The sequence below is a fragment of the Rhizobium sp. AN5 genome, from assembly GCF_900215255.1.
GTDB classification, from domain to species: Bacteria; Pseudomonadota; Alphaproteobacteria; order Rhizobiales; family Rhizobiaceae; genus Agrobacterium; species Agrobacterium tumefaciens.
The window spans coordinates 47,769-65,370 of sequence record NZ_OCMJ01000004.1 but is presented as its reverse complement, the minus strand read 5'-3'; the positions used below and the strand labels follow the sequence as shown (position 1 = coordinate 65,370).

Genomic DNA, 17,602 nt, shown 5'->3' with positions numbered 1-17,602 from the left:
GCCGGACCAGTTTCCCGTTTAACCGGGAAACTAAGCCCTTGGCATTCAAAGTGCAATCCGGCTGATATCACGCCGCCTTGGCTACGTGATATTCCTTGATCGCGACCATCTTGATCGCCGGAAACCGCTCGGATTCATACCGCAGCGAGAAGGCATCCTGCGCCAGAAACACCGGGTCGCCATCCAGATCGCGGGCGATATCGCCGCGTTTGACGTTGAGGAACTTGTCCATTTCCGCCGGCTGATCGGACGAGATCCAGCGGCAGACGGAAAAGCGAGACATTTCAAACGAGACCGGCAGGCCATATTCGCCCATCAGCCGTTCCTTCAACACATCGAGCTGCAGCGCCCCGACAACGCCGACGATGGCGGGCGAGCCGTCTTCTGGCGAAAAGAGCTGCACGACACCTTCTTCCGCCATCTGCTGCAAAGCTTCCTTCAGCTTTTTGGCCTTCATCGCGTCTTCCAAGCGCACGCGGCGCAGGATTTCCGGCGAGAAGTTCGGCACGCCCTGGAATACGAGGTTTTCACCCTCGGTCAGCGTATCACCGATGCGCAGCGTGCCGTGGTTGGGAATGCCGACCACATCGCCCGCAAAGGCGGTATCCGCCAACTGGCGCTGTGACGCGAAGAAGAATTGCGGTGCGGTCAGCCCCATGAGCTTGCCGGTGCGCGACAGCCGCGCCTTCATGCCGCGCTCCAGCTTGCCGGAGCAGATGCGGGCAAAGGCGATGCGGTCGCGGTGGTTGGGATCCATATTGGCCTGAATCTTGAACACGAAGGCCGTCATCTTGTCTTCCGCCGCATGCACGGTGCGGGTATCCGCCACCTGATCGCGCGGCGGCGGGGCGAAATCACCCAGCGCATTGATGAGGTCGCGCACACCGAAATTGCGCAGCGCCGAACCGAAGAATACCGGCGTCATATGACCTTCCAGGAACGCCTGACGGTCGAAGGGGCGGCAGGCTTCCAGAGCCAGTTCCGTTTCCTCGACAAAGACCTTGCGCTCATTTTCCGGCAGACGATCGGCGACAGCCTGAGGGCCGTTGACCGAAAGGCCATCCACCTGCGTGTCGTTGCCACGAAAGGTGTTTTCAGCAAGATTGTAAGCGCCACAGAAGCTCTTCGCCCGGCCGACCGGCCAGGTGATCGGCGCTGTATCGAGCGCCAGCTTTTCCTCGACCTCGTCCAGAATCTCGAAGGGATCGCGGCTTTCGCGGTCCATCTTGTTGATGAAGGTGATGATCGGAATATCGCGCATGCGGCAAACTTCGAAAAGCTTCAGCGTGCGCGGCTCGATACCTTTGGCGGCATCGATGACCATGATCGCCGCATCCACCGCCGTCAGCGTGCGGTAGGTGTCGTCAGCGAAGTCTTCGTGGCCGGGCGTATCGAGGATGTTGAAGACGCGGTCGTTATATTCGAAGGTCATGACCGAAGTGACGACCGAAATGCCGCGCTCGCGCTCGATCTTCATCCAGTCCGAACGGGTCTGGATGCGATCCTTCTTCGCCTTCACCTCGCCGGCAAGCTGGATCGCTCCGCCGAACAGCAGCAGTTTTTCCGTAAGCGTGGTCTTACCCGCGTCCGGGTGCGCAATAATAGCAAAGGTGCGGCGGCGGGAGACCGCCTCGGCAAGTGTTTCGGCCATCTGACAAATCCTGTGGAATTGCGGGGTATCTAGCGTTTCAGGCCCGCATTTGCAATTGACCTTGCCGCGATCTCGGCAAACTAATGCCGCATGACCGTTCAAAATGATAATCGACCCCTCCTCCGGCTCGTGCGTCTCGCCAATGGCGCAGACCTCGAATTGCCTTCCTATGAAACCCGTGGCGCCGCCGGCATGGACCTGCGCGCCGCAGTGCCGGCCGATGAACCGCTGACTTTGCAGCCGGGCGAGCGGGCGCTGGTGCCGACCGGTTTCATCTTCGAGGTTCCGCAAGGCTATGAGGCGCAAATCCGTCCGCGCTCCGGCCTCGCCATCAAGAACGGCATCACCTGCCTCAATTCCCCCGGCACGGTGGACAGCGACTATCGCGGCGAAGTGAAGGTCATTCTCGCCAATCTGGGGCAGGCCGATTTTGTCATCGAACGCGGCATGCGCATCGCACAGATGGTGATTGCACCGGTAACGCAGGTGACAGTCAGCGAAGTGACCGAAACATCCGAGACGGCACGCGGCGCCGGTGGTTTCGGCTCCACGGGGCTTTGACCAGCCCCCCTTTATGGGCGATTGTTTTCACCCCTGATTTTCGCTATGGATCTGGCGGATTTCGGGGAAAATGATCATGACGCTGACAACCCTTCTTGCCTATGCCACCGCACTCTTCATCGCCGCTGCCATTCCCGGCCCCGGCATGACGGCGATCGTGGCGCGGGCGCTGGGATCTGGGTTTCGGGAAACCTTCTTCATGGGCCTAGGGCTGGTGCTGGGCGACATGATCTACCTGACCGGCGTGATCCTCGGCCTCGCCTTCGTGGCGCAGACCTTTCAGGAGGCCTTCATGGTCCTGAAGTTTGCCGGCGCAGCCTATCTTCTCTATATCGCATGGAAGCTCTGGACCGCCGGCCTCTTGCCGCAGGACCTGAAGGCGAAAAAAAGCACCAGCATTCCCATGTCGTTTCTGTCCGGCCTGCTGATCACGCTGGGCAATCCAAAAACCATGCTGTTTTATGTGGCGCTGGTGCCGACGCTGATCGACATCCGCATGATCGGCCCATCGGAATATGCGACACTTCTGGCGTTGACCTTCGTCGTATTGATGGCCGTTCTCCTGCCTTACATCCTGCTTGCCGCCAAGGCGCGCAACCTCCTGAAACGGCCAAGTGCGTTGACGATCCTCAACCGCACGGCGGCGGGAATTCTGGCGGGAACGGCGACCATGATCGCGATCCGCAGCACCTGAAACGATTTCGTGCATTTGCCTGATTTATCGTGAATTTTTTCCGGTAATCAGACGATATTAGGACGAACGTTCGCTGGCCTGACAAGACTATTGCTCCTATTCTGCCGCTGAAATCTTGCGGTCGCACATCGTGTGGCCTTCATACAGGAGAGCATCATGCCCGAAGCCAGAAAGCCCGGACGCGGACGCGTCTATTCCTCCATCACCGAAACAATCGGCGATACGCCGATCGTGCGGCTGGACAAGCTGGCGAGGGAAAAGGGCGTGAAGGCCAATCTTCTCGCCAAGCTGGAGTTCTTCAACCCCATCGCCTCCGTGAAGGACCGCATTGGCGTTGCCATGATCGAAGCGCTGGAAGCGCAGGGCAAGATCACCCCCGGTAAAACGACGCTGGTTGAACCGACCTCCGGCAACACGGGCATTGCGCTCGCCTTTGCCGCCGCCGCCAAGGGTTACAAGCTGATCCTGACCATGCCGGAAACGATGTCGGTCGAACGCCGGAAAATGCTGGCCTTGCTGGGCGCGGAACTGGTGTTGACCGAAGGCCCGAAGGGCATGAAGGGCGCCATCGCCAAGGCACAGGAACTGGCCGAAACCCTGCCAGACGCGATTATTCCCCAGCAGTTCGAAAACCCCGCAAACCCGGATATTCACCGCAAGACGACGGCGGAAGAAATCTGGAACGACACCGAGGGTACTGTTGATATTTTTGTTTCGGGCATCGGCACCGGTGGCACGATTACCGGTACGGGCCAGGTGCTGAAATCCCGCAAGCCGGAGGTGAAGGTCATTGCCGTCGAGCCAGCCGACAGCCCGGTTCTTTCCGGTGGCAACCCCGGTCCGCACAAGATCCAGGGCATCGGCGCCGGTTTTGCACCCGCGATCCTCGACACTGGAATCTATGACGAAATCGTCACCGTGACCAATGACGACGCTTTTGAAATCGCCCGTCTGGTGGCGAAGCTGGAAGGCGTACCCGTCGGCATCTCCTCGGGCGCGGCACTCGCAGCGGCAATCAAGGTCGGCGCACGTGAGGAAAACGCCGGCAAGAATATCGTCGTCATCATTCCCTCCTTCGCGGAACGTTACCTTTCGACCGCCCTTTTCGAAGGGCTTGGGCTTTAAGCCACCTCTTTGTGCAGGCCGCAAACGCGCGCGTGACCGCAATGACCGATTGTGCCGCTGGCCATCCGCTGGCGGCACAATTGTTTTAGCCGGTAGAGGGTGAAGCAAGGCCTTTTATGCCGCCGCCGTCAGTCTTTCACCGGCAATGCGGTATGAAATGGCTTCCGCCACATGGATACGCCCGACAGTTTGTTTGCCGTCCAAATCAGCCAATGTGCGGGCGACCTTGAGAATGCGATGATAACCGCGTGCGGAGAACTTCAACCGTTCGGCAGCATCGCGCAGCAATTGCAGCCCGGACGCATCCGGCTCCGCATATTTTTCGATCAGCGTTGTCGTGCAGCGAGCGTTGGTGCGAATGCCTGAAAAGCCCGCCGCCGCATAACGCTCCTGCTGGGCAAGGCGGGCGCGGGCGACACGGGCGGCCACCACCGCACTCGGTTCGGCAGTCATGGGACGGATGAGGTCAGTGGCGGAGACGGCGGGAACGTCGATGCGGATATCGATGCGATCCATCAGCGGGCCGGAAATGCGGGCCTGATAATCTGTCATGCAACGTGGGCCTCTGGCGCAGGTGAAACCCGGCTCCCCCGCTCTGCCGCACCGGCAGGGGTTCATCGCAGCGACAAGCTGGATTTCCGCCGGATAGGTGACGCGGTGATTGGCACGGGCAATGATGCATTCGCCCGTTTCCAGCGGCTGGCGCAGCGCATCCAGCACCTGTGGCGCAAATTCCGGGAACTCATCGAGGAAAAGAACGCCGTGATGGGCAAGTGAAGCCTCGCCCGGCTTGGCACGCAGCCCTCCGCCGATCAGCGCGGCCATGGTGGCGGAATGGTGTGGCGTGCGAAACGGTCTGCGGTCCGACAGCTTGCCGCCGGACAATTGGCCGGCGATGGAATGGACCATGGACACTTCCAGCAATTCCGCAGCCTCGAGCGGCGGCAGAATTGAAGGCAAGCGCGCGGCGAGCATGGATTTGCCGGAGCCGGGCGGGCCAACCATCAGCAGATTATGGCCACCGGCCGCTGCCACTTCCAGCGCGCGCCGGGCCGTCTCCTGCCCCTTGATATCGGCCAGATCCGGCAAATTGACCGGATTGGCGCGGATGGCGGGCATCGGGCGGGAGAGAAGCTGGGTGCCGCGAAAATGGTTGGCAAGCGCAATAAGGCTGCGTGGGGCGAGAATATCGATGCCAGCCCCGGCCCAGGCTGCTTCCGGCCCGCTATCGGCCGGGCAAATCAACCCCTTACCGAGCGAATTGGCACCGATGGCCGCGGGCAGAGCGCCCGAAACCGTGCCGATGGTGCCATCGAGATTGAGCTCGCCGAGAACCACATATTGCCCGAGCGCTTCCGCCGGTATCGCTCCCAAAGCGGCCATGAGACCCAAAGCGATCGGAAGATCGAAATGCGATCCTTCCTTGGGCAAATCCGCAGGCGCCAGATTGACCGTGACTTTTTTTGCCGGCAGCGCCAGACCCGAGGCGTGGAGCGCGGCCTGCACCCGCTCCCGGCTTTCCGCCACCGCCTTGTCCGGTAGGCCGACGATCTGGATGCCGACCTTTCCGGGTGCGACCATCACCTGCACCTCGACCGGCACACCCTCTATTCCCTGAAATGCAACAGTATTGACCCGTGCCACCATGGCCTGCCCCCGCAAACCGGCCGCAACATCAAAGCATTATGCCCCGATGGCGGCCACTCTCAAGTAACCTGCCACAGAGCAAAGAATAAAACAAGAACATTAAGCGAACAATTTCGCGCACACGGTGTATTTCAGTTGTATAGAGTTGTGCACGCGGAACAAGCGCAGGTGGCGAGGAAATTGCCTCAGAAATCCTGTGCTTCGCGCTTTTTCTCGATCGCATCCCACAACAGGCTTGCCACATCGGCACCACCGAATTTCTGCACTTCACGAATGCCTGTCGGTGAGGTGACGTTGATTTCCGTGAGGTAATCGCCGATCACGTCGATGCCAACGAACAGGAAACCACGCTCGCGCAGGGCGGGGCCGATGCGGCGGCAGATTTCCTTCTCGCGCGCGGTGAGTTCCGTTGGCTCCGGGCGGCCGCCGGCATGCATGTTGGAGCGGGCATCATTTTCTGCCGGCACGCGGTTGATCGCGCCAACGGGTTCGCCATCTACCAGGAGGATACGCTTGTCGCCCTTGCGAACATCCGGCAAGTATTCCTGGGCGATATAGGGTTCGCGGAACATTTGGCCGAACATTTCCAGCAGCGATGAGAAATTGCGGTCGTCCCGCGCGGAATGGAAGACGCCTGCACCACCATTGCCATAAAGCGGCTTGAGGATGATATCGCCCATTTCATTGCGGAAGCGGGCGATTTCAGCGACATCCTTGGTGATCAGCGTCTTCGGCATAAGATCGGCGAATTCGGTGACGAAAATCTTTTCCGGCGAGTTGCGGACCCAGGCGGGATCGTTGACAACAAGCGTTTTGGGATGAATGCGCTCGAGCAAGTGGGTCGAGGTGATATAGGCCATGTCGAATGGCGGATCCTGGCGCAGATGAATGACATCCATGGTCGAGAGATCGACGCGCTCCGGCTCCGAGAGCGAAAAATGGTCGCCCTTGATATCGCGCAGTTCCATCTGTTCGACGGTCGCGTAGATCTTGCCATCGCGCATGGAGAGGCGTTCGGGGGTGTAGTGAAACAGCCGGTATCCACGTGCCTGCGCCTCAAGGCTCATGGCGAAGGTGGAGTCGCCGGCGATATTGATGCCGGAGACATGATCCATCTGGATCGCGACGTTCTTGATCTTCGCCATGCGCATCTTCCTCTTGCAGCATGCGGACGCTTCGCGGTTCCGCCGTGCCCATTGCCTCGTCTGTTCGCGATTCCCCGCAGGACCGGAAGAGACCCGGAAATGCTTCAGAAAACCCTGAAGATGTAGGGCAGCGACCATTCAAACGCAACTGCTGCGAGGGGTGCTTTTTGTGAGTTTTATTGAACCTTCACAATTCCGCAGGTGGCGCTGCGCAGAGCCCCACCTGCCGGAGTGTTTTACCAGTTCAGGCCGCCAGCTTGTAGGAACGACCGGCAAACAGCTTGTTCTTGACCCGGTAGGCCAGAGCCAGCGCCGTGGGGAAAGGACGGCGCATGAAGGCAACCTTGCGGACATACTCATCCACCCGCCAGGTGGCCCATGTTCCCGCGCGGAAATAAGCGACGTCACCCACCCGCAGGATACTGACTGTGCCGTCTTCCGCCGTCACATGCACCTCACCCTCAAGGATATAGACGGTTTCGTCCCAACCGAAGAACCAGCGGAACTCGCCCGCCGTACAATCCCACATGGCAGTGCTGGAGGCGCGGTCGCCGCTTCTGGAATGATCCGCCGCGCGCGCCTGAGGATCGCCGGAAATGATCCAGTCGGGGTTGATGGGGGCCGGCTGCAGGCGCAAATCGGTGCAGGACGCGCTAACCACGCCCTCGTCTTTTGCCCGGCGCAAAGAGGCCGGCAATATCGGCACCGTGCGGATCGCCATGGTCGCAGCCGCCGCGAACATCATCTTTAAAGGCATATTAGAAAACCCCCGTGAATTATTGGAGATCTTCTATCATCGGGATCGTAACGAAGCGGTTTTGACAATCGGCGCAATTTTAGTCATCGCGCCGATTTCTTATCGTGCACTCAGGCCGTTGCCAGCTGCACGGGCTGCGCCATGGCCTGTTCCGCCTTGCCGGCAATGCGCTTGCCGGTATCGCTGGAGAAGAAGTGCAGCTTGTCCGGAGATATGGCGACCGACAAGGTAGCCGGAATCTCGACCTCCGGCGAAAACGCCACAGTCAGGTTCTGGTCGCCGATCATGCCGTGGATAAGACGCTGCGAGCCGAGTTCCTCGATATACTCGACGCGTAGCGAAAAACCTGGCTCACCTGCGGCCGCCAGGCGGAAATCTTCCGCCCGCATGCCCACAGTAACCGGGCCGGAGGTGGGGGCGAAACCGTTGAGCGCGATCAGCGACGGCCCGACGGCAAGGCTATCCCCGTGCAACTCGCCGTTCAGCAGGTTCATGGCGGGAGAGCCGATGAAGCTTGCGACAAAGGTGGAAGCGGGGGTGTGATAGACCTCAAGCGGTGCGCCGATCTGTTCGATGCGGCCGCCGTTCAGCACCACCAGACGATCTGCCAGCGTCATGGCTTCCAGCTGATCGTGCGTGACGTAGATCGACGTGGTGCCGAGGCGCTTTTGCAGGCGCTTGATCTCGCCGCGCATGGAAACGCGTAGTTTGGCATCAAGGTTGGACAGGGGCTCATCAAACAGGAAGGCCGCCGGTTTGCGCACGATGGCGCGGCCCATGGCGACTCGCTGACGCTGGCCGCCGGAAAGGGCGCGCGGCTTGCGCTCCAGATAGGGTTCGAGCTGGAGCATGCGAGCGGCCTCGGCCACGCGCGCATCGATCTCCGCCTTCGGCGTCTTGCGGTTCTTCAACCCGTATTCCAGGTTCTGGCGCACCGACATATGCGGATAGAGCGCATAGTTCTGGAACACCATGGCAATATCCCGGTCAGCCGGATCTACCTGGTTGACCACCCGGTCACCGATCTTCACCGTGCCTTCGGAAATATCCTCAAGTCCGGCGACCATACGCAGGAGCGTGGACTTGCCGCAGCCGGAAGGACCGACGAGAACAATGAACTCGCCGTCCCTGATGTCGATATCGACGTGATGCACGGCACGCACGCCGCCATGATAATCCTTGCAGACCTGACTGATTTCTATCGCGGCCATTTTCAGTTTCCTTATTTGTCGCTTTCGGTCAGGCCCTTGATGAACCAGCGCTGGAAGATCACGACGATCATCACAGGCGGCAGCATGGCCAGAACGGCAAGCGCGAAAGCTTCGTTGTAATCGGGGATTTGCGAACCGACCCAGACTTGCAGGATCGACTTGATGCCGCGCATCAGGGTGAAGAAACTCTCGTCCGTGGTCATCAGCATGGGCCAGAGGTACTGGTTCCAGCCGTAAACGAACATGATGATGAAGATCGCCGCCATCATGGTACGGGAAAGCGGGATGATCACATCAATGAAGAACTTGACCGGGCCGGCACCATCTATGCGAGCGGCTTCCAGCAATTCCTCGGGAATGGATTTGAAGAACTGCCGGAAATAGAAGGTGCCCGTCGCAGACGCCAGAAGCGGCACGATCAGACCGGTATAGGAGTTCAAGAGGCCGAGTTTGCTCATCACCTCATAGGACGGCATGATGCGCACTTCGAGCGGCAGAAGCAGGGTGGTGAAGATGATCCAAAAGGCAAGCGTTGCAAACCGGAACCGGAAATAGACGATCGCATAGGCTGCCATCATCGACAGGACGATCTTGCCGACGGCAAAACCGATGCCGAGGATCAGCGAGTTGAGCACCATGTTGAGACCGGTGATCTGCCCGGTGAAGCCGCCCTTCTGCGTCAGGACCTTTTCATAGGTCCCGACGAAATTGTCCCCCGGAACGAGTGTCAGGCCGCTGCGGTGGATTTCCGCCGCCGTATGGGTGGACGTCATGAATGCCACGACGACAGGCAATATCAGGAACAGTGCGCCAATGATCAGCACCAGATGGTCGAGGGGTTTTGTCTTGTACATTGTCTTTTCCCTCAATTGTAATGGATGCGTTTTTCGATGAAGCGGAACTGGATGATGGTCAGAACGAAGACGACCAGCATCAGGATGACGGACTGGGTAGAAGAACCGCCGATGTCATTGCCGCGGAAACCATCGAGAAAGACCTTGTAGACCAGCGTAATCGGATTGTTGGCGGCCTTGTCCTTCACCATCACGTCGATAATGCCGAAGGTATCGAACAGCGAATAGGTGATGTTGATGATCAGCAGGAAGAAGGCAGTCGGTGCCAGAAGCGGCATGATGACCGTCCAGAACCGGCGCACGCCCGATCGACAATCGATGGCGGCAGCCTCGCGCACGGCGACGGATACGCCCTGCAATCCGGACAGGAAGAAGATGAAATTATAAGGGATCTGCTTCCAGACTGCGACGGCAATCATGGCGAAGGCCGTATCGAAGTAGTTGAGGCCAACCTTCATATCCCAGCCCAAAAACGCGGCCATCTTGACGAAAGGCCCGATATGCTGGTCGAAAAACATCATGCCGATGAGACCCGCAACCGGCGGCGCGATGGCGTAAACGGAGATCAGCAACGTCTTGTAGGCGGAACTGCCGCGAATGACCGCATCGGCCTTGACCGCAAGCAAAAGACCGAGCGCCAGCGAAAAGAAAGTGACCAGCACGGTGAAGACAACCGTGAATTTGGCGATGTTGAGATATTCCGGATTGAAGATGGCATCGGAATAATTGGCGAAGCCCACGAACGTTGCACCGAACCCGAAAGGGTCTTCGATAAAGAACGACGATTGCACGGCCTGAACGGAAGGCCAGTAGAAGAAGATGAAAATCACCGCCAGCTGCGGCGCCAGAAACAGATAGGGCACGTAGGACGAGGAGAACTGCACGCGCTTCATGCTGGCTTCTGCGGCCTTCGCCATTTTTCCGGTTTTTGCAGACCGGCCGGATAGAAACCGGGCCAGACGCGGTTGAGACGATGTATAGGCCACGCTTGCGCCTCCTTAATCCAAGAGCGAGCCTCCTTTCCGGCGGAAAGGAGGCTCGACAACTATCGTTGGTTTCGAAAAGGGAGATCAGCCAGCCGTTTTAGCGAAACGGGCGAGAAGATCGTTGCCTTCCTTTTCGATGATGTCGAAGGCGTCCCTCGGCGTTACTTCGCCGGAGAAGATGCGGTTGTATTCGCGTTCCATGATGGAGCGGATCTGCGGGTAGAAACCGAGGCGGTAGCCCTTGGACCATTCGCCTGAAGGCAGCGACAGCTGCTGGATACCGACTTCGGCGGCAGGCTTTTCCTTGTAGAAGCCTTCAGCCTTGGCCTTTTCGTAAGCGGCCGTGGTGATAGCGACGTAACCGGTTGCCTTGTGGTAGAAGACCTGGATTTCCGGCGAGGTCAGGAACTGGAAGAAGTCAGCCACGCACTTGTTTTCGGCCTCGGACTTGCCCGACATTGCAAAGAGGGCAGCGCCGCCGATGAAGGAGTTGGTGCCGGCGCCCTTGATGGAGCCCCAGTAGGGAAGGAAGGTTGCCGAGAACGGCATGGATGCCGTCTTCTGCAGGCCACCGAACGAACCCGAGGAACCGATCCAGAGGGCAACCTTGCCTTCTTCGAAGGGCTTCTGGTTGTCGTTCCAGCCGGCGCCGTAGTAGGCGAACAGACCCTTGTCTTTCCAGTCCTTCAGCTTGTCGAACATCATGACGAGGTTCGGGTCGGTGACCTTGAGCTTGGTGTCGGTGACGCTGTCGTAACCATTGTTGTTGGTTGCGAACTGGATGTTGTTGCGGGAGAAGAAGTTCTCCGTGAACTGCCAGGTGAGCTGCGACTGGACGAGCGGGATGTAGCCCGCTTCCTTTAGCTTCGGTGCGACCTTTTCAAAATCTTCCCAGGTCTTCGGAGCTTCGACGCCGGCCTTCTTCAGGGCTTCGTCGTTAACATACATGATCGGCGCGGAAGTGTTGAAAGGCATGCCGACGAACTTGCCGTCAGCGGCAGCGTAGAAATAGCGGACGCCGTTGATGAAGGCTTCGCGGTCGAACTTGTAACCGGCCTTGTTGATGAGGTCTTCCGCAGGAATGACAGCGCCCTTGGCGTTGATGATGGTGGCAGCGCCAGCATCGAAAACCTGGAGAATGTTCGGCTGTTCGCCCGAACGGAAGGCAGCGATGCCGCTTGCAAGCGCTTCTTCGTATGAGCCCTTGGAAACCGGCGTCAGAGCGCATTCCTTCTGGGCTTCGTTGAACTTCTGCGAAACTTCGTTGATGACTTCGCCGTTACGGCCGCCCATGCCATGCCACCAAGTGATGTTGGTCGCTGCCATGGAAGACGTTGCCGAAATGCTGACCGCCACTGCGGCCATGGAAATCTTCTTCAACATTACTAAATCCTCTCCACCATTTATTGGGATGAGGATGCGAATAGAGACGTTCCATGACGCCTCTTTAACGGTTTTATGTCAGATTTATTACAGTCCCTGCGATAGGGACTCCATTCTTCCAGAAACGGATGTCTCAAGCGTCCTTGCGCTTTATCGGGCGAGCCGGATTTCCGACCACCGTCGTCCCGGCCAGGACATCCCGCGTCACCACCGAACCGGCCCCAACGATCGCGCCATCGCCAATCGTGATGCCGGCCAGAAGGATCGCGCCGCCGCCGATCCAGACATCGCGACCGATCGTTACCGGCTTTGCGATTTCAATGCCTTGCGAACGCGGAACCGGGTCCAGATGATGTTCGGCGCAATAGATCTGGACGGCCGGCCCCAACATCGCGCCATCGCCAATCCGCACGGGCGCGGAATCAAGAATGACGCAGCCGGTATTGAGATAGACGTTCGCACCCAACGTAATGTTGAAGCCGTAAGCGCAATGAAACGGCGCTTCGATAAAGGCCCCTTCCGCAACGGAGGCAAAGAGCGCCCGCAGCAAAGGCGACATGGCCCCGCGCTCATCCGGCGGCGCGGTGTTGTGCTGGTGAACGGCACGGCGGGCGCGGGCGCGCAGCACGTCCAGTTCGGCATCCATGCAGCAATACCATTCGCCGGCGGCCATTTTTTCCCGCTCAGTGGACATACCTTCCCTCCCCTCAAAAAGCGTCGATGAAATGCTGCGGCAGGCGTCGTGGCAGGACTGCGACGATATCGAAACGCAACGAAAACCGCGCGGCATCCTTGCGGCGGGAGAGCCAAATATCGGCAGCGGCCCGAATTCGCTGTTGCGAACGGAAGCCGACCGCATCGACAGCCCCGGCACCGGAGGGCCGCGCCTTGACCTCGACGATGGCGACGACATCCTTTTTGCGGGCAATGAGATCGATTTCCCCCAGCCGGGTTCGATAACGAATGGCGAGGATGCGGTATCCCCGAAACAGCAGAAAGAGTGCTGCCCAGTATTCCGCAGTGTGGCCGCGTCGCTCGGCCTTTCGTCTTTTGTTCGTTCGCCCGTCAGCGGCCATCCGCATCCTTCATATCCAGCAGCCGTTGATAAAGCTCCTTGCGCGGCAGGCCGGTCAGCTTTGCCGCCTCGGCTGCGGCCTTTGCGGCAGGCATGGTTGTGACAAGATCCTTCAGAAGTCTCTCGACATCCTCGATATCAGGAATTTCGTCATAAGAGGGCGGTTCTATCAGGAGCACGATCTCGCCCTTCACCACACGGTCCTCGTCGTAATATTCCGCAAGCTCGCCCAGCGTGCCACGCCGGAACTCCTCGAAAGTCTTGGTCAGCTCGCGGCACACCACAGCACGGCGATCGCGGCCAAGGACTTCCGATGCCACCTTTACGGAGGTGCCAATGCGGCGTGGCGATTCAAAAAACATGAGGGTGGCCGGAATTTTCGCAAGTTCGGCAAAACGGTCGCGCTTGCCGCGATCCTTTACCGGCAGAAAGCCCGCGAACAGAAAGGCGTCACTCGGCATGCCAGAACCGACAAGGGCAGCAAGCGGCGCCGACGCTCCCGGCACCGGCACGACGCGATGACCGGCCTCCAGCGCGAGCTGACCGAGGCGATAACCGGGATCGGAGACGAGTGGCGTTCCGGCATCCGACACCAGCGCCACGGATTTTCCGGCCTCCAAAGCCGCGATGAGTTTTGGCCCCGCTTCCTGCGCATTATGCTCGTGATAGGAGAGCGGACGTGTGCGGATACCGTAACGCTCGAGCAAAATGCGGGTGACGCGGGTATCCTCGCAGGCAAGGACGTCGGCCGACGCCAGCGTTTCCAGCGCCCGGATGGTGATGTCGCCGAGATTGCCGATGGGGGTGGCCACGAGATAGAGCGCCGGCTCCAGCGGCCGCGCCGGAATAGTGGCCGTGCCGATCCTGAAGCTCTTGGTCGCCTGTCCGGCGTCGCTGTTCGATATTTCTTCCGTCACACGGCTTCCAATCATTCTGGCCGATCATTCACGGCCGGTCGCTCCAGTTTTACCCCTTTATGGGCAATAGAAAACCGGCGAACAAGGTCCACGGGCGGTCACAGGCTGTGGATCATGCTGTATAGCAGCAAAATGACCGGCGGCAGATGCACTCGGCTCTTGCATTTTCTGCAATAACTCTGCCATTTTGCCCGTCCACATTATCCGGCGTTCCGGCCGGTCAAGACTCTTCTTACCGATCCGGCGGTGGCCGGGTCGCAACGGTTGAAAGCGGTAGCGTCCATGCGTATTACTCTTGAGCGGTCGAACCTTCTTAAATCGCTGAACCACGTCCACAGGGTCGTCGAGCGTCGCAACACGATCCCGATCCTGTCCAACGTTCTGCTGCGCGCATCCGGCGCCAATCTGGATATGAAGGCGACCGACCTCGACCTCGAAATCACCGAAGCGACGCCGGCCATGGTGGAGCAGGCGGGCGCGACCACCGTGCCGGCGCATCTGCTTTATGAAATCGTGCGCAAGCTGCCGGATGGTTCCGAAGTGCTTCTGGCCACCAATCCGGATGGCTCCACGATGACGGTTGCTTCCGGCCGTTCGAAATTCTCGCTGCAATGCCTTCCGGAAACCGATTTTCCGGATCTGACCGCCGGTACCTTCAGCCACACCTTCAAACTGAAGGCGACCGACCTGAAGATGCTGATCGACCGGACGCAATTTGCGATTTCGACCGAAGAGACACGCTATTATCTGAACGGCATCTTCTTCCACACCATCGAAAGCAACGGCGACCTCAAGCTGCGCGCAGTCGCGACGGACGGTCACCGCCTTGCGCGCGCCGATGTGGATGCGCCTTCCGGTTCCGAAGGCATGCCGGGCATCATCATTCCGCGCAAGACCGTCGGCGAATTGCAGAAGCTGATGGACAATCCCGAACTTGACGTCACCGTCGAGGTATCGGACGCGAAAATCCGCCTGACCATCGGCTCGGTCGTTTTGACCTCGAAGCTGATCGACGGCACTTTCCCGGATTACCAGCGCGTCATCCCCACCGGCAACGACAAGGAAATGCGCGTCGATTGCCAGACCTTCGCCCGCGCGGTCGATCGCGTGTCGACCATCTCTTCCGAGCGCGGCCGCGCCGTGAAGCTGGCGTTGACCAACGGCCAGCTAACGCTGACCGTCAACAATCCGGATTCAGGCAGTGCGACGGAAGAAGTGGCTGTCGGCTACGACAATGATTCGATGGAAATCGGCTTCAATGCCAAATATCTCCTCGACATCACCTCGCAGCTTTCCGGTGAAGACGCGATTTTCCTTCTGGCGGATGCGGGTTCGCCAACGCTCGTTCGCGACACCGCCGGCGACGATGCGCTTTATGTTCTGATGCCGATGCGCGTTTAAAGTGGACTTTTTTTCTTCAAATCAATCAAAAAACGCCGGTGGATCGCTCCACCGGCGTTTTTTGATTCGGCGCAGACAGATTTTTAACGCTAAACGAATTTTTCCAATTACGACATTTTGCCTTGTTTTAGCGCCAAATGAGATCAACAGTGCGTAACATTTTTTTGACAATGACCAAAATACATCCGAGGGGAATTATGGCACTCAACCTGAAGCAACGCTTTGAAAGAAAATTTGAGGAAGAAATCCGCTTTTTCAAAGGCATGGTCAGCCAGCCGAAAAAGGTCGGAGCCATCGTCCCGACATCCTCCATCACGGCAAGAAAAATGGCGAGTGTCATCGACCCCCATTCCGACCTGCCAGTTCTCGAACTCGGCCCCGGAACCGGTGTCATCACCAAGGCCATTCTGGCACGCGGCATCAAGCCTGAGCGCCTGACGGCCATCGAATATTCGACCGATTTCTACAATCAGCTTCTCAGAAGCTATCCGGGCGTCAACTTCATCAATGGCGATGCCTTCGATCTGAATGCGACACTTGGCGAGTACCAGGACCAGATGTTCGACAGCGTCATTTCCGCCGTACCGATGCTGAATTTCCCGATGGCCGCCCGTATCAAGCTTCTCGACGAATTGCTGAAACGCGTGCCGCACGGTCGCCCCGTCATACAGATATCCTACGGTCCGATTTCCCCGATCGTTGCGCAGCCGCATCTCTACCACATCCGCCATTTCGATTTCATCGTGCGCAACATTCCTCCGGCGCAATTGTGGACCTATACGCGGGCCTGATCACACGGCAGAGTGGGCAAAGGCCGTCATTTCACGGTCGTGACAGATGGTTAGGGTCCTGATTTGCCCTTCCATCGCCATTGAGGACCGTTCCCATGCATGCCCTTTACATTACCCATCCCCAGGTCCGGATCGATCCGGCTGTTCCGGTTCCGGAATGGGGACTTTCGGACTTGGGTGCACAGCGGGCGCTTGAGGCAAGCCGCCTGGCATGGGCACGCGCATTGCGCCGGATCGTGTCGAGCGCGGAAACCAAAGCCATCGAAACCGCCGGAATCCTTGCCGAAACATCCGGTGCGGAGATAGAGATCATCGAGGCGATGCATGAGAACGACCGGTCGGCCACAGGCTTCCTGACGCCGCCGGAATTCGAAAAGGCTGCCGACTGGTTTTTTGCCCATCCGCGAGAAAGCTTTCACGGCTGGGAACGGGCAATCGATGCGCAGGCGCGAATTGTTAACGCCGTCAGGGCTGTTCTCGACCGGCACGACCCGCAACAGCCGATTGCCTTTGTCGGCCATGGCGGCGTCGGCACGCTTTTGAAATGCCATATCGAAGGCGTCGGCATCAGCCGCAGCAAGGACCAGCCACCCGGCGGCGGCAATCTTTTCCGGTTCCCAATCGCCGAATTTTCACTTGCAGCTCAGCGCCCCACATGCGACTGGACGGCAATGGAAACATGGCAGGGATAAGACTATGACCGCGCGCGAAAAACTGATCGTCGGGCTCGATGTTCCGACTGTGCAACAAGCTGAAAGCATCGTGTCGAAGATCGGCGATGAGGTTCTGTTCTACAAGATCGGCTATCAGCTGGTATTTGCCGGCGGTCTCGAATTCGCCCGCGACCTTGCCCAGAGCGGCAAGAAAGTCTTTCTCGACATGAAACTGCTCGACATCGACAATACTGTCGCCTCCGGCGTCGAAAACATCGCCCGCATGGGCATGTCGATGCTGACCCTGCATGCCTACCCGAAAGCCATGCGCGCCGCAGTCAAGGCAGCCGAAGGCTCTGGCCTCTGCCTGCTTGGTGTCACCGTGCTAACCTCGATGGACGACGCCGATCTTGCCGAGGCCGGCTATGCATCGGATGCCCGTTCGCTGGTGCTGCGTCGTGCGGAACAGGCGCGCGAGGCGGGCATGGGCGGCATCGTCTGTTCGGCAGAGGAATCGACGGCGGTGCGTGAAATCCTTGGCCCCGACCTTGCCGTCGTCACCCCTGGTATTCGCCCGGCCGGTGCCGAGGCGGGAGACCAGAAGCGCGTGATGACACCTTTCGACGCCATCAGGGCCGGTTCGAGCCATCTGGTTGTCGGCCGCCCCATCGTCAGAGCAGAAGATCCGAAAGCAGCAGCCCGCGCCATTCTTGACGACATGCTGCGCGCCAGCTTTCCGGCAAATCAATAA

General features: G+C 59.0%; 18 protein-coding genes. 7 read left to right on the top strand and 11 right to left on the bottom strand.

The features are described from left to right. Positions 1-67: 67 nt before the first annotated feature. Positions 68-1,651, bottom strand: coding sequence for a peptide chain release factor 3 (locus CRP02_RS12580; RefSeq protein WP_097101319.1), 1,584 nt, complete (start codon positions 1,649-1,651; stop codon positions 68-70). Positions 1,652-1,741: 90 nt separating this feature from the next. On the opposite strand from CRP02_RS12580, the gene dut reads away from it, so the two are divergent. The 3 genes from dut (at position 1,742) to cysK (ending at position 4,031) form a co-directional block, all read left to right on the top strand. Then, positions 1,742-2,212 (top strand): dUTP diphosphatase, encoded by a 471-nt coding sequence (gene dut, locus CRP02_RS12575; RefSeq protein WP_097101316.1) that lies wholly within the window; start codon positions 1,742-1,744, stop codon positions 2,210-2,212. Positions 2,213-2,288: 76 nt separating this feature from the next. Continuing rightward, a complete protein-coding gene (locus CRP02_RS12570; protein WP_019564444.1) occupies positions 2,289-2,906 on the top strand; it encodes a LysE family translocator in 618 nt (205 codons plus the stop codon). Positions 2,907-3,062: 156 nt separating this feature from the next. Then, the gene (gene cysK / locus CRP02_RS12565) at positions 3,063-4,031 is read left to right on the top strand and encodes a cysteine synthase A (RefSeq protein ID WP_097101314.1); all 969 of its coding nucleotides are present in this window, start codon (positions 3,063-3,065) and stop codon (positions 4,029-4,031) included. Between the two features lie 114 nt (positions 4,032-4,145). Here cysK and CRP02_RS12560 read toward each other — a convergent pair whose 3' ends face one another. The 10 genes from CRP02_RS12560 to rsmI form a co-directional block, all read right to left on the bottom strand. After that, positions 4,146-5,678 (bottom strand): YifB family Mg chelatase-like AAA ATPase, encoded by a 1,533-nt coding sequence (locus CRP02_RS12560; protein ID WP_097171384.1) that lies wholly within the window; start codon positions 5,676-5,678, stop codon positions 4,146-4,148. A gap of 185 nt (positions 5,679-5,863) precedes the next feature. After that, positions 5,864-6,823 carry a glutathione synthase gene (gene gshB, locus CRP02_RS12555; protein WP_097101246.1) on the bottom strand — a complete coding sequence of 320 codons (960 nt, stop codon included), beginning with the start codon at positions 6,821-6,823 and terminating at the stop codon, positions 5,864-5,866. Positions 6,824-7,067: 244 nt separating this feature from the next. Continuing rightward, a complete protein-coding gene (locus CRP02_RS12550; protein ID WP_065659811.1) occupies positions 7,068-7,580 on the bottom strand; it encodes a cupin domain-containing protein in 513 nt (170 codons plus the stop codon). Between the two features lie 110 nt (positions 7,581-7,690). Next, positions 7,691-8,791 carry a sn-glycerol-3-phosphate import ATP-binding protein UgpC gene (locus tag CRP02_RS12545; protein WP_097171383.1) on the bottom strand — a complete coding sequence of 367 codons (1,101 nt, stop codon included), beginning with the start codon at positions 8,789-8,791 and terminating at the stop codon, positions 7,691-7,693. Between the two features lie 11 nt (positions 8,792-8,802). Beyond that, complete coding sequence (ugpE, locus tag CRP02_RS12540; RefSeq protein ID WP_003514715.1) at positions 8,803-9,645, bottom strand: sn-glycerol-3-phosphate ABC transporter permease UgpE; 843 nt, start codon at positions 9,643-9,645, stop codon at positions 8,803-8,805. Positions 9,646-9,656: 11 nt separating this feature from the next. Then, positions 9,657-10,631, bottom strand: coding sequence for a carbohydrate ABC transporter permease (locus CRP02_RS12535; RefSeq protein WP_179784004.1), 975 nt, complete (start codon positions 10,629-10,631; stop codon positions 9,657-9,659). Between the two features lie 84 nt (positions 10,632-10,715). After that, positions 10,716-12,014: an extracellular solute-binding protein gene (locus CRP02_RS12530; RefSeq protein ID WP_097171382.1), complete on the bottom strand. Its 1,299-nt coding sequence runs from the start codon at positions 12,012-12,014 to the stop codon at positions 10,716-10,718. A gap of 133 nt (positions 12,015-12,147) precedes the next feature. Then, positions 12,148-12,708, bottom strand: a complete 561-nt coding sequence (locus tag CRP02_RS12525) for a sugar O-acetyltransferase (RefSeq protein ID WP_097171381.1) — start codon at positions 12,706-12,708, stop codon at positions 12,148-12,150. A 13-nt stretch (positions 12,709-12,721) separates the two neighbouring features. Further along, on the bottom strand, positions 12,722-13,090 hold the full coding sequence (locus CRP02_RS12520) for a YraN family protein (RefSeq protein ID WP_097171380.1): 369 nt from the start codon (positions 13,088-13,090) through the stop codon (positions 12,722-12,724). Then, positions 13,080-14,021, bottom strand: coding sequence for a 16S rRNA (cytidine(1402)-2'-O)-methyltransferase (gene rsmI / locus CRP02_RS12515; protein ID WP_097101236.1), 942 nt, complete (start codon positions 14,019-14,021; stop codon positions 13,080-13,082). The genes CRP02_RS12520 and rsmI overlap by 11 nt, the downstream gene beginning before the upstream one ends. Positions 14,022-14,288: 267 nt before the next feature. Here rsmI and dnaN point away from each other — a divergent pair, with 267 nt between their 5' ends. From dnaN to pyrF, 4 genes are all read left to right on the top strand, one after another. Continuing rightward, positions 14,289-15,407, top strand: a complete 1,119-nt coding sequence (dnaN, locus tag CRP02_RS12510) for a DNA polymerase III subunit beta (protein WP_003514704.1) — start codon at positions 14,289-14,291, stop codon at positions 15,405-15,407. Positions 15,408-15,604: 197 nt separating this feature from the next. Next, a complete protein-coding gene (gene pmtA, locus CRP02_RS12505) occupies positions 15,605-16,198 on the top strand; it encodes a phospholipid N-methyltransferase PmtA (RefSeq protein ID WP_097171379.1) in 594 nt (197 codons plus the stop codon). Between the two features lie 95 nt (positions 16,199-16,293). Further along, entirely contained in the window at positions 16,294-16,890 is a 597-nt protein-coding gene (locus tag CRP02_RS12500; protein ID WP_097171378.1) for a histidine phosphatase family protein, read from the top strand. A gap of 4 nt (positions 16,891-16,894) precedes the next feature. After that, on the top strand, positions 16,895-17,602 hold the full coding sequence (gene pyrF / locus CRP02_RS12495; protein WP_097171377.1) for an orotidine-5'-phosphate decarboxylase: 708 nt from the start codon (positions 16,895-16,897) through the stop codon (positions 17,600-17,602).

Excerpts from the sequence above, each read along its gene's own strand:
- CRP02_RS12580 (WP_097101319.1), bottom strand. The coding sequence starts at position 1,651 with ATGGCCGAAACACTTGCCGAGGCGGTCTCCCGCCGCCGCACCTTTGCT.
- dut (WP_097101316.1), top strand. The coding sequence starts at position 1,742 with ATGACCGTTCAAAATGATAATCGACCCCTCCTCCGGCTCGTGCGTCTC.
- CRP02_RS12570 (WP_019564444.1), top strand. The coding sequence starts at position 2,289 with ATGACGCTGACAACCCTTCTTGCCTATGCCACCGCACTCTTCATCGCC.
- cysK (WP_097101314.1), top strand. The coding sequence starts at position 3,063 with ATGCCCGAAGCCAGAAAGCCCGGACGCGGACGCGTCTATTCCTCCATC.
- CRP02_RS12560 (WP_097171384.1), bottom strand. The coding sequence starts at position 5,678 with ATGGTGGCACGGGTCAATACTGTTGCATTTCAGGGAATAGAGGGTGTG.
- gshB (WP_097101246.1), bottom strand. The coding sequence starts at position 6,823 with ATGGCGAAGATCAAGAACGTCGCGATCCAGATGGATCATGTCTCCGGC.
- CRP02_RS12550 (WP_065659811.1), bottom strand. The coding sequence starts at position 7,580 with ATGCCTTTAAAGATGATGTTCGCGGCGGCTGCGACCATGGCGATCCGC.
- CRP02_RS12545 (WP_097171383.1), bottom strand. The coding sequence starts at position 8,791 with ATGGCCGCGATAGAAATCAGTCAGGTCTGCAAGGATTATCATGGCGGC.
- ugpE (WP_003514715.1), bottom strand. The coding sequence starts at position 9,645 with ATGTACAAGACAAAACCCCTCGACCATCTGGTGCTGATCATTGGCGCA.
- CRP02_RS12530 (WP_097171382.1), bottom strand. The coding sequence starts at position 12,014 with ATGTTGAAGAAGATTTCCATGGCCGCAGTGGCGGTCAGCATTTCGGCA.
- CRP02_RS12525 (WP_097171381.1), bottom strand. The coding sequence starts at position 12,708 with ATGTCCACTGAGCGGGAAAAAATGGCCGCCGGCGAATGGTATTGCTGC.
- CRP02_RS12520 (WP_097171380.1), bottom strand. The coding sequence starts at position 13,090 with ATGGCCGCTGACGGGCGAACGAACAAAAGACGAAAGGCCGAGCGACGC.
- rsmI (WP_097101236.1), bottom strand. The coding sequence starts at position 14,021 with ATGATTGGAAGCCGTGTGACGGAAGAAATATCGAACAGCGACGCCGGA.
- dnaN (WP_003514704.1), top strand. The coding sequence starts at position 14,289 with ATGCGTATTACTCTTGAGCGGTCGAACCTTCTTAAATCGCTGAACCAC.
- pmtA (WP_097171379.1), top strand. The coding sequence starts at position 15,605 with ATGGCACTCAACCTGAAGCAACGCTTTGAAAGAAAATTTGAGGAAGAA.
- CRP02_RS12500 (WP_097171378.1), top strand. The coding sequence starts at position 16,294 with ATGCATGCCCTTTACATTACCCATCCCCAGGTCCGGATCGATCCGGCT.
- pyrF (WP_097171377.1), top strand. The coding sequence starts at position 16,895 with ATGACCGCGCGCGAAAAACTGATCGTCGGGCTCGATGTTCCGACTGTG.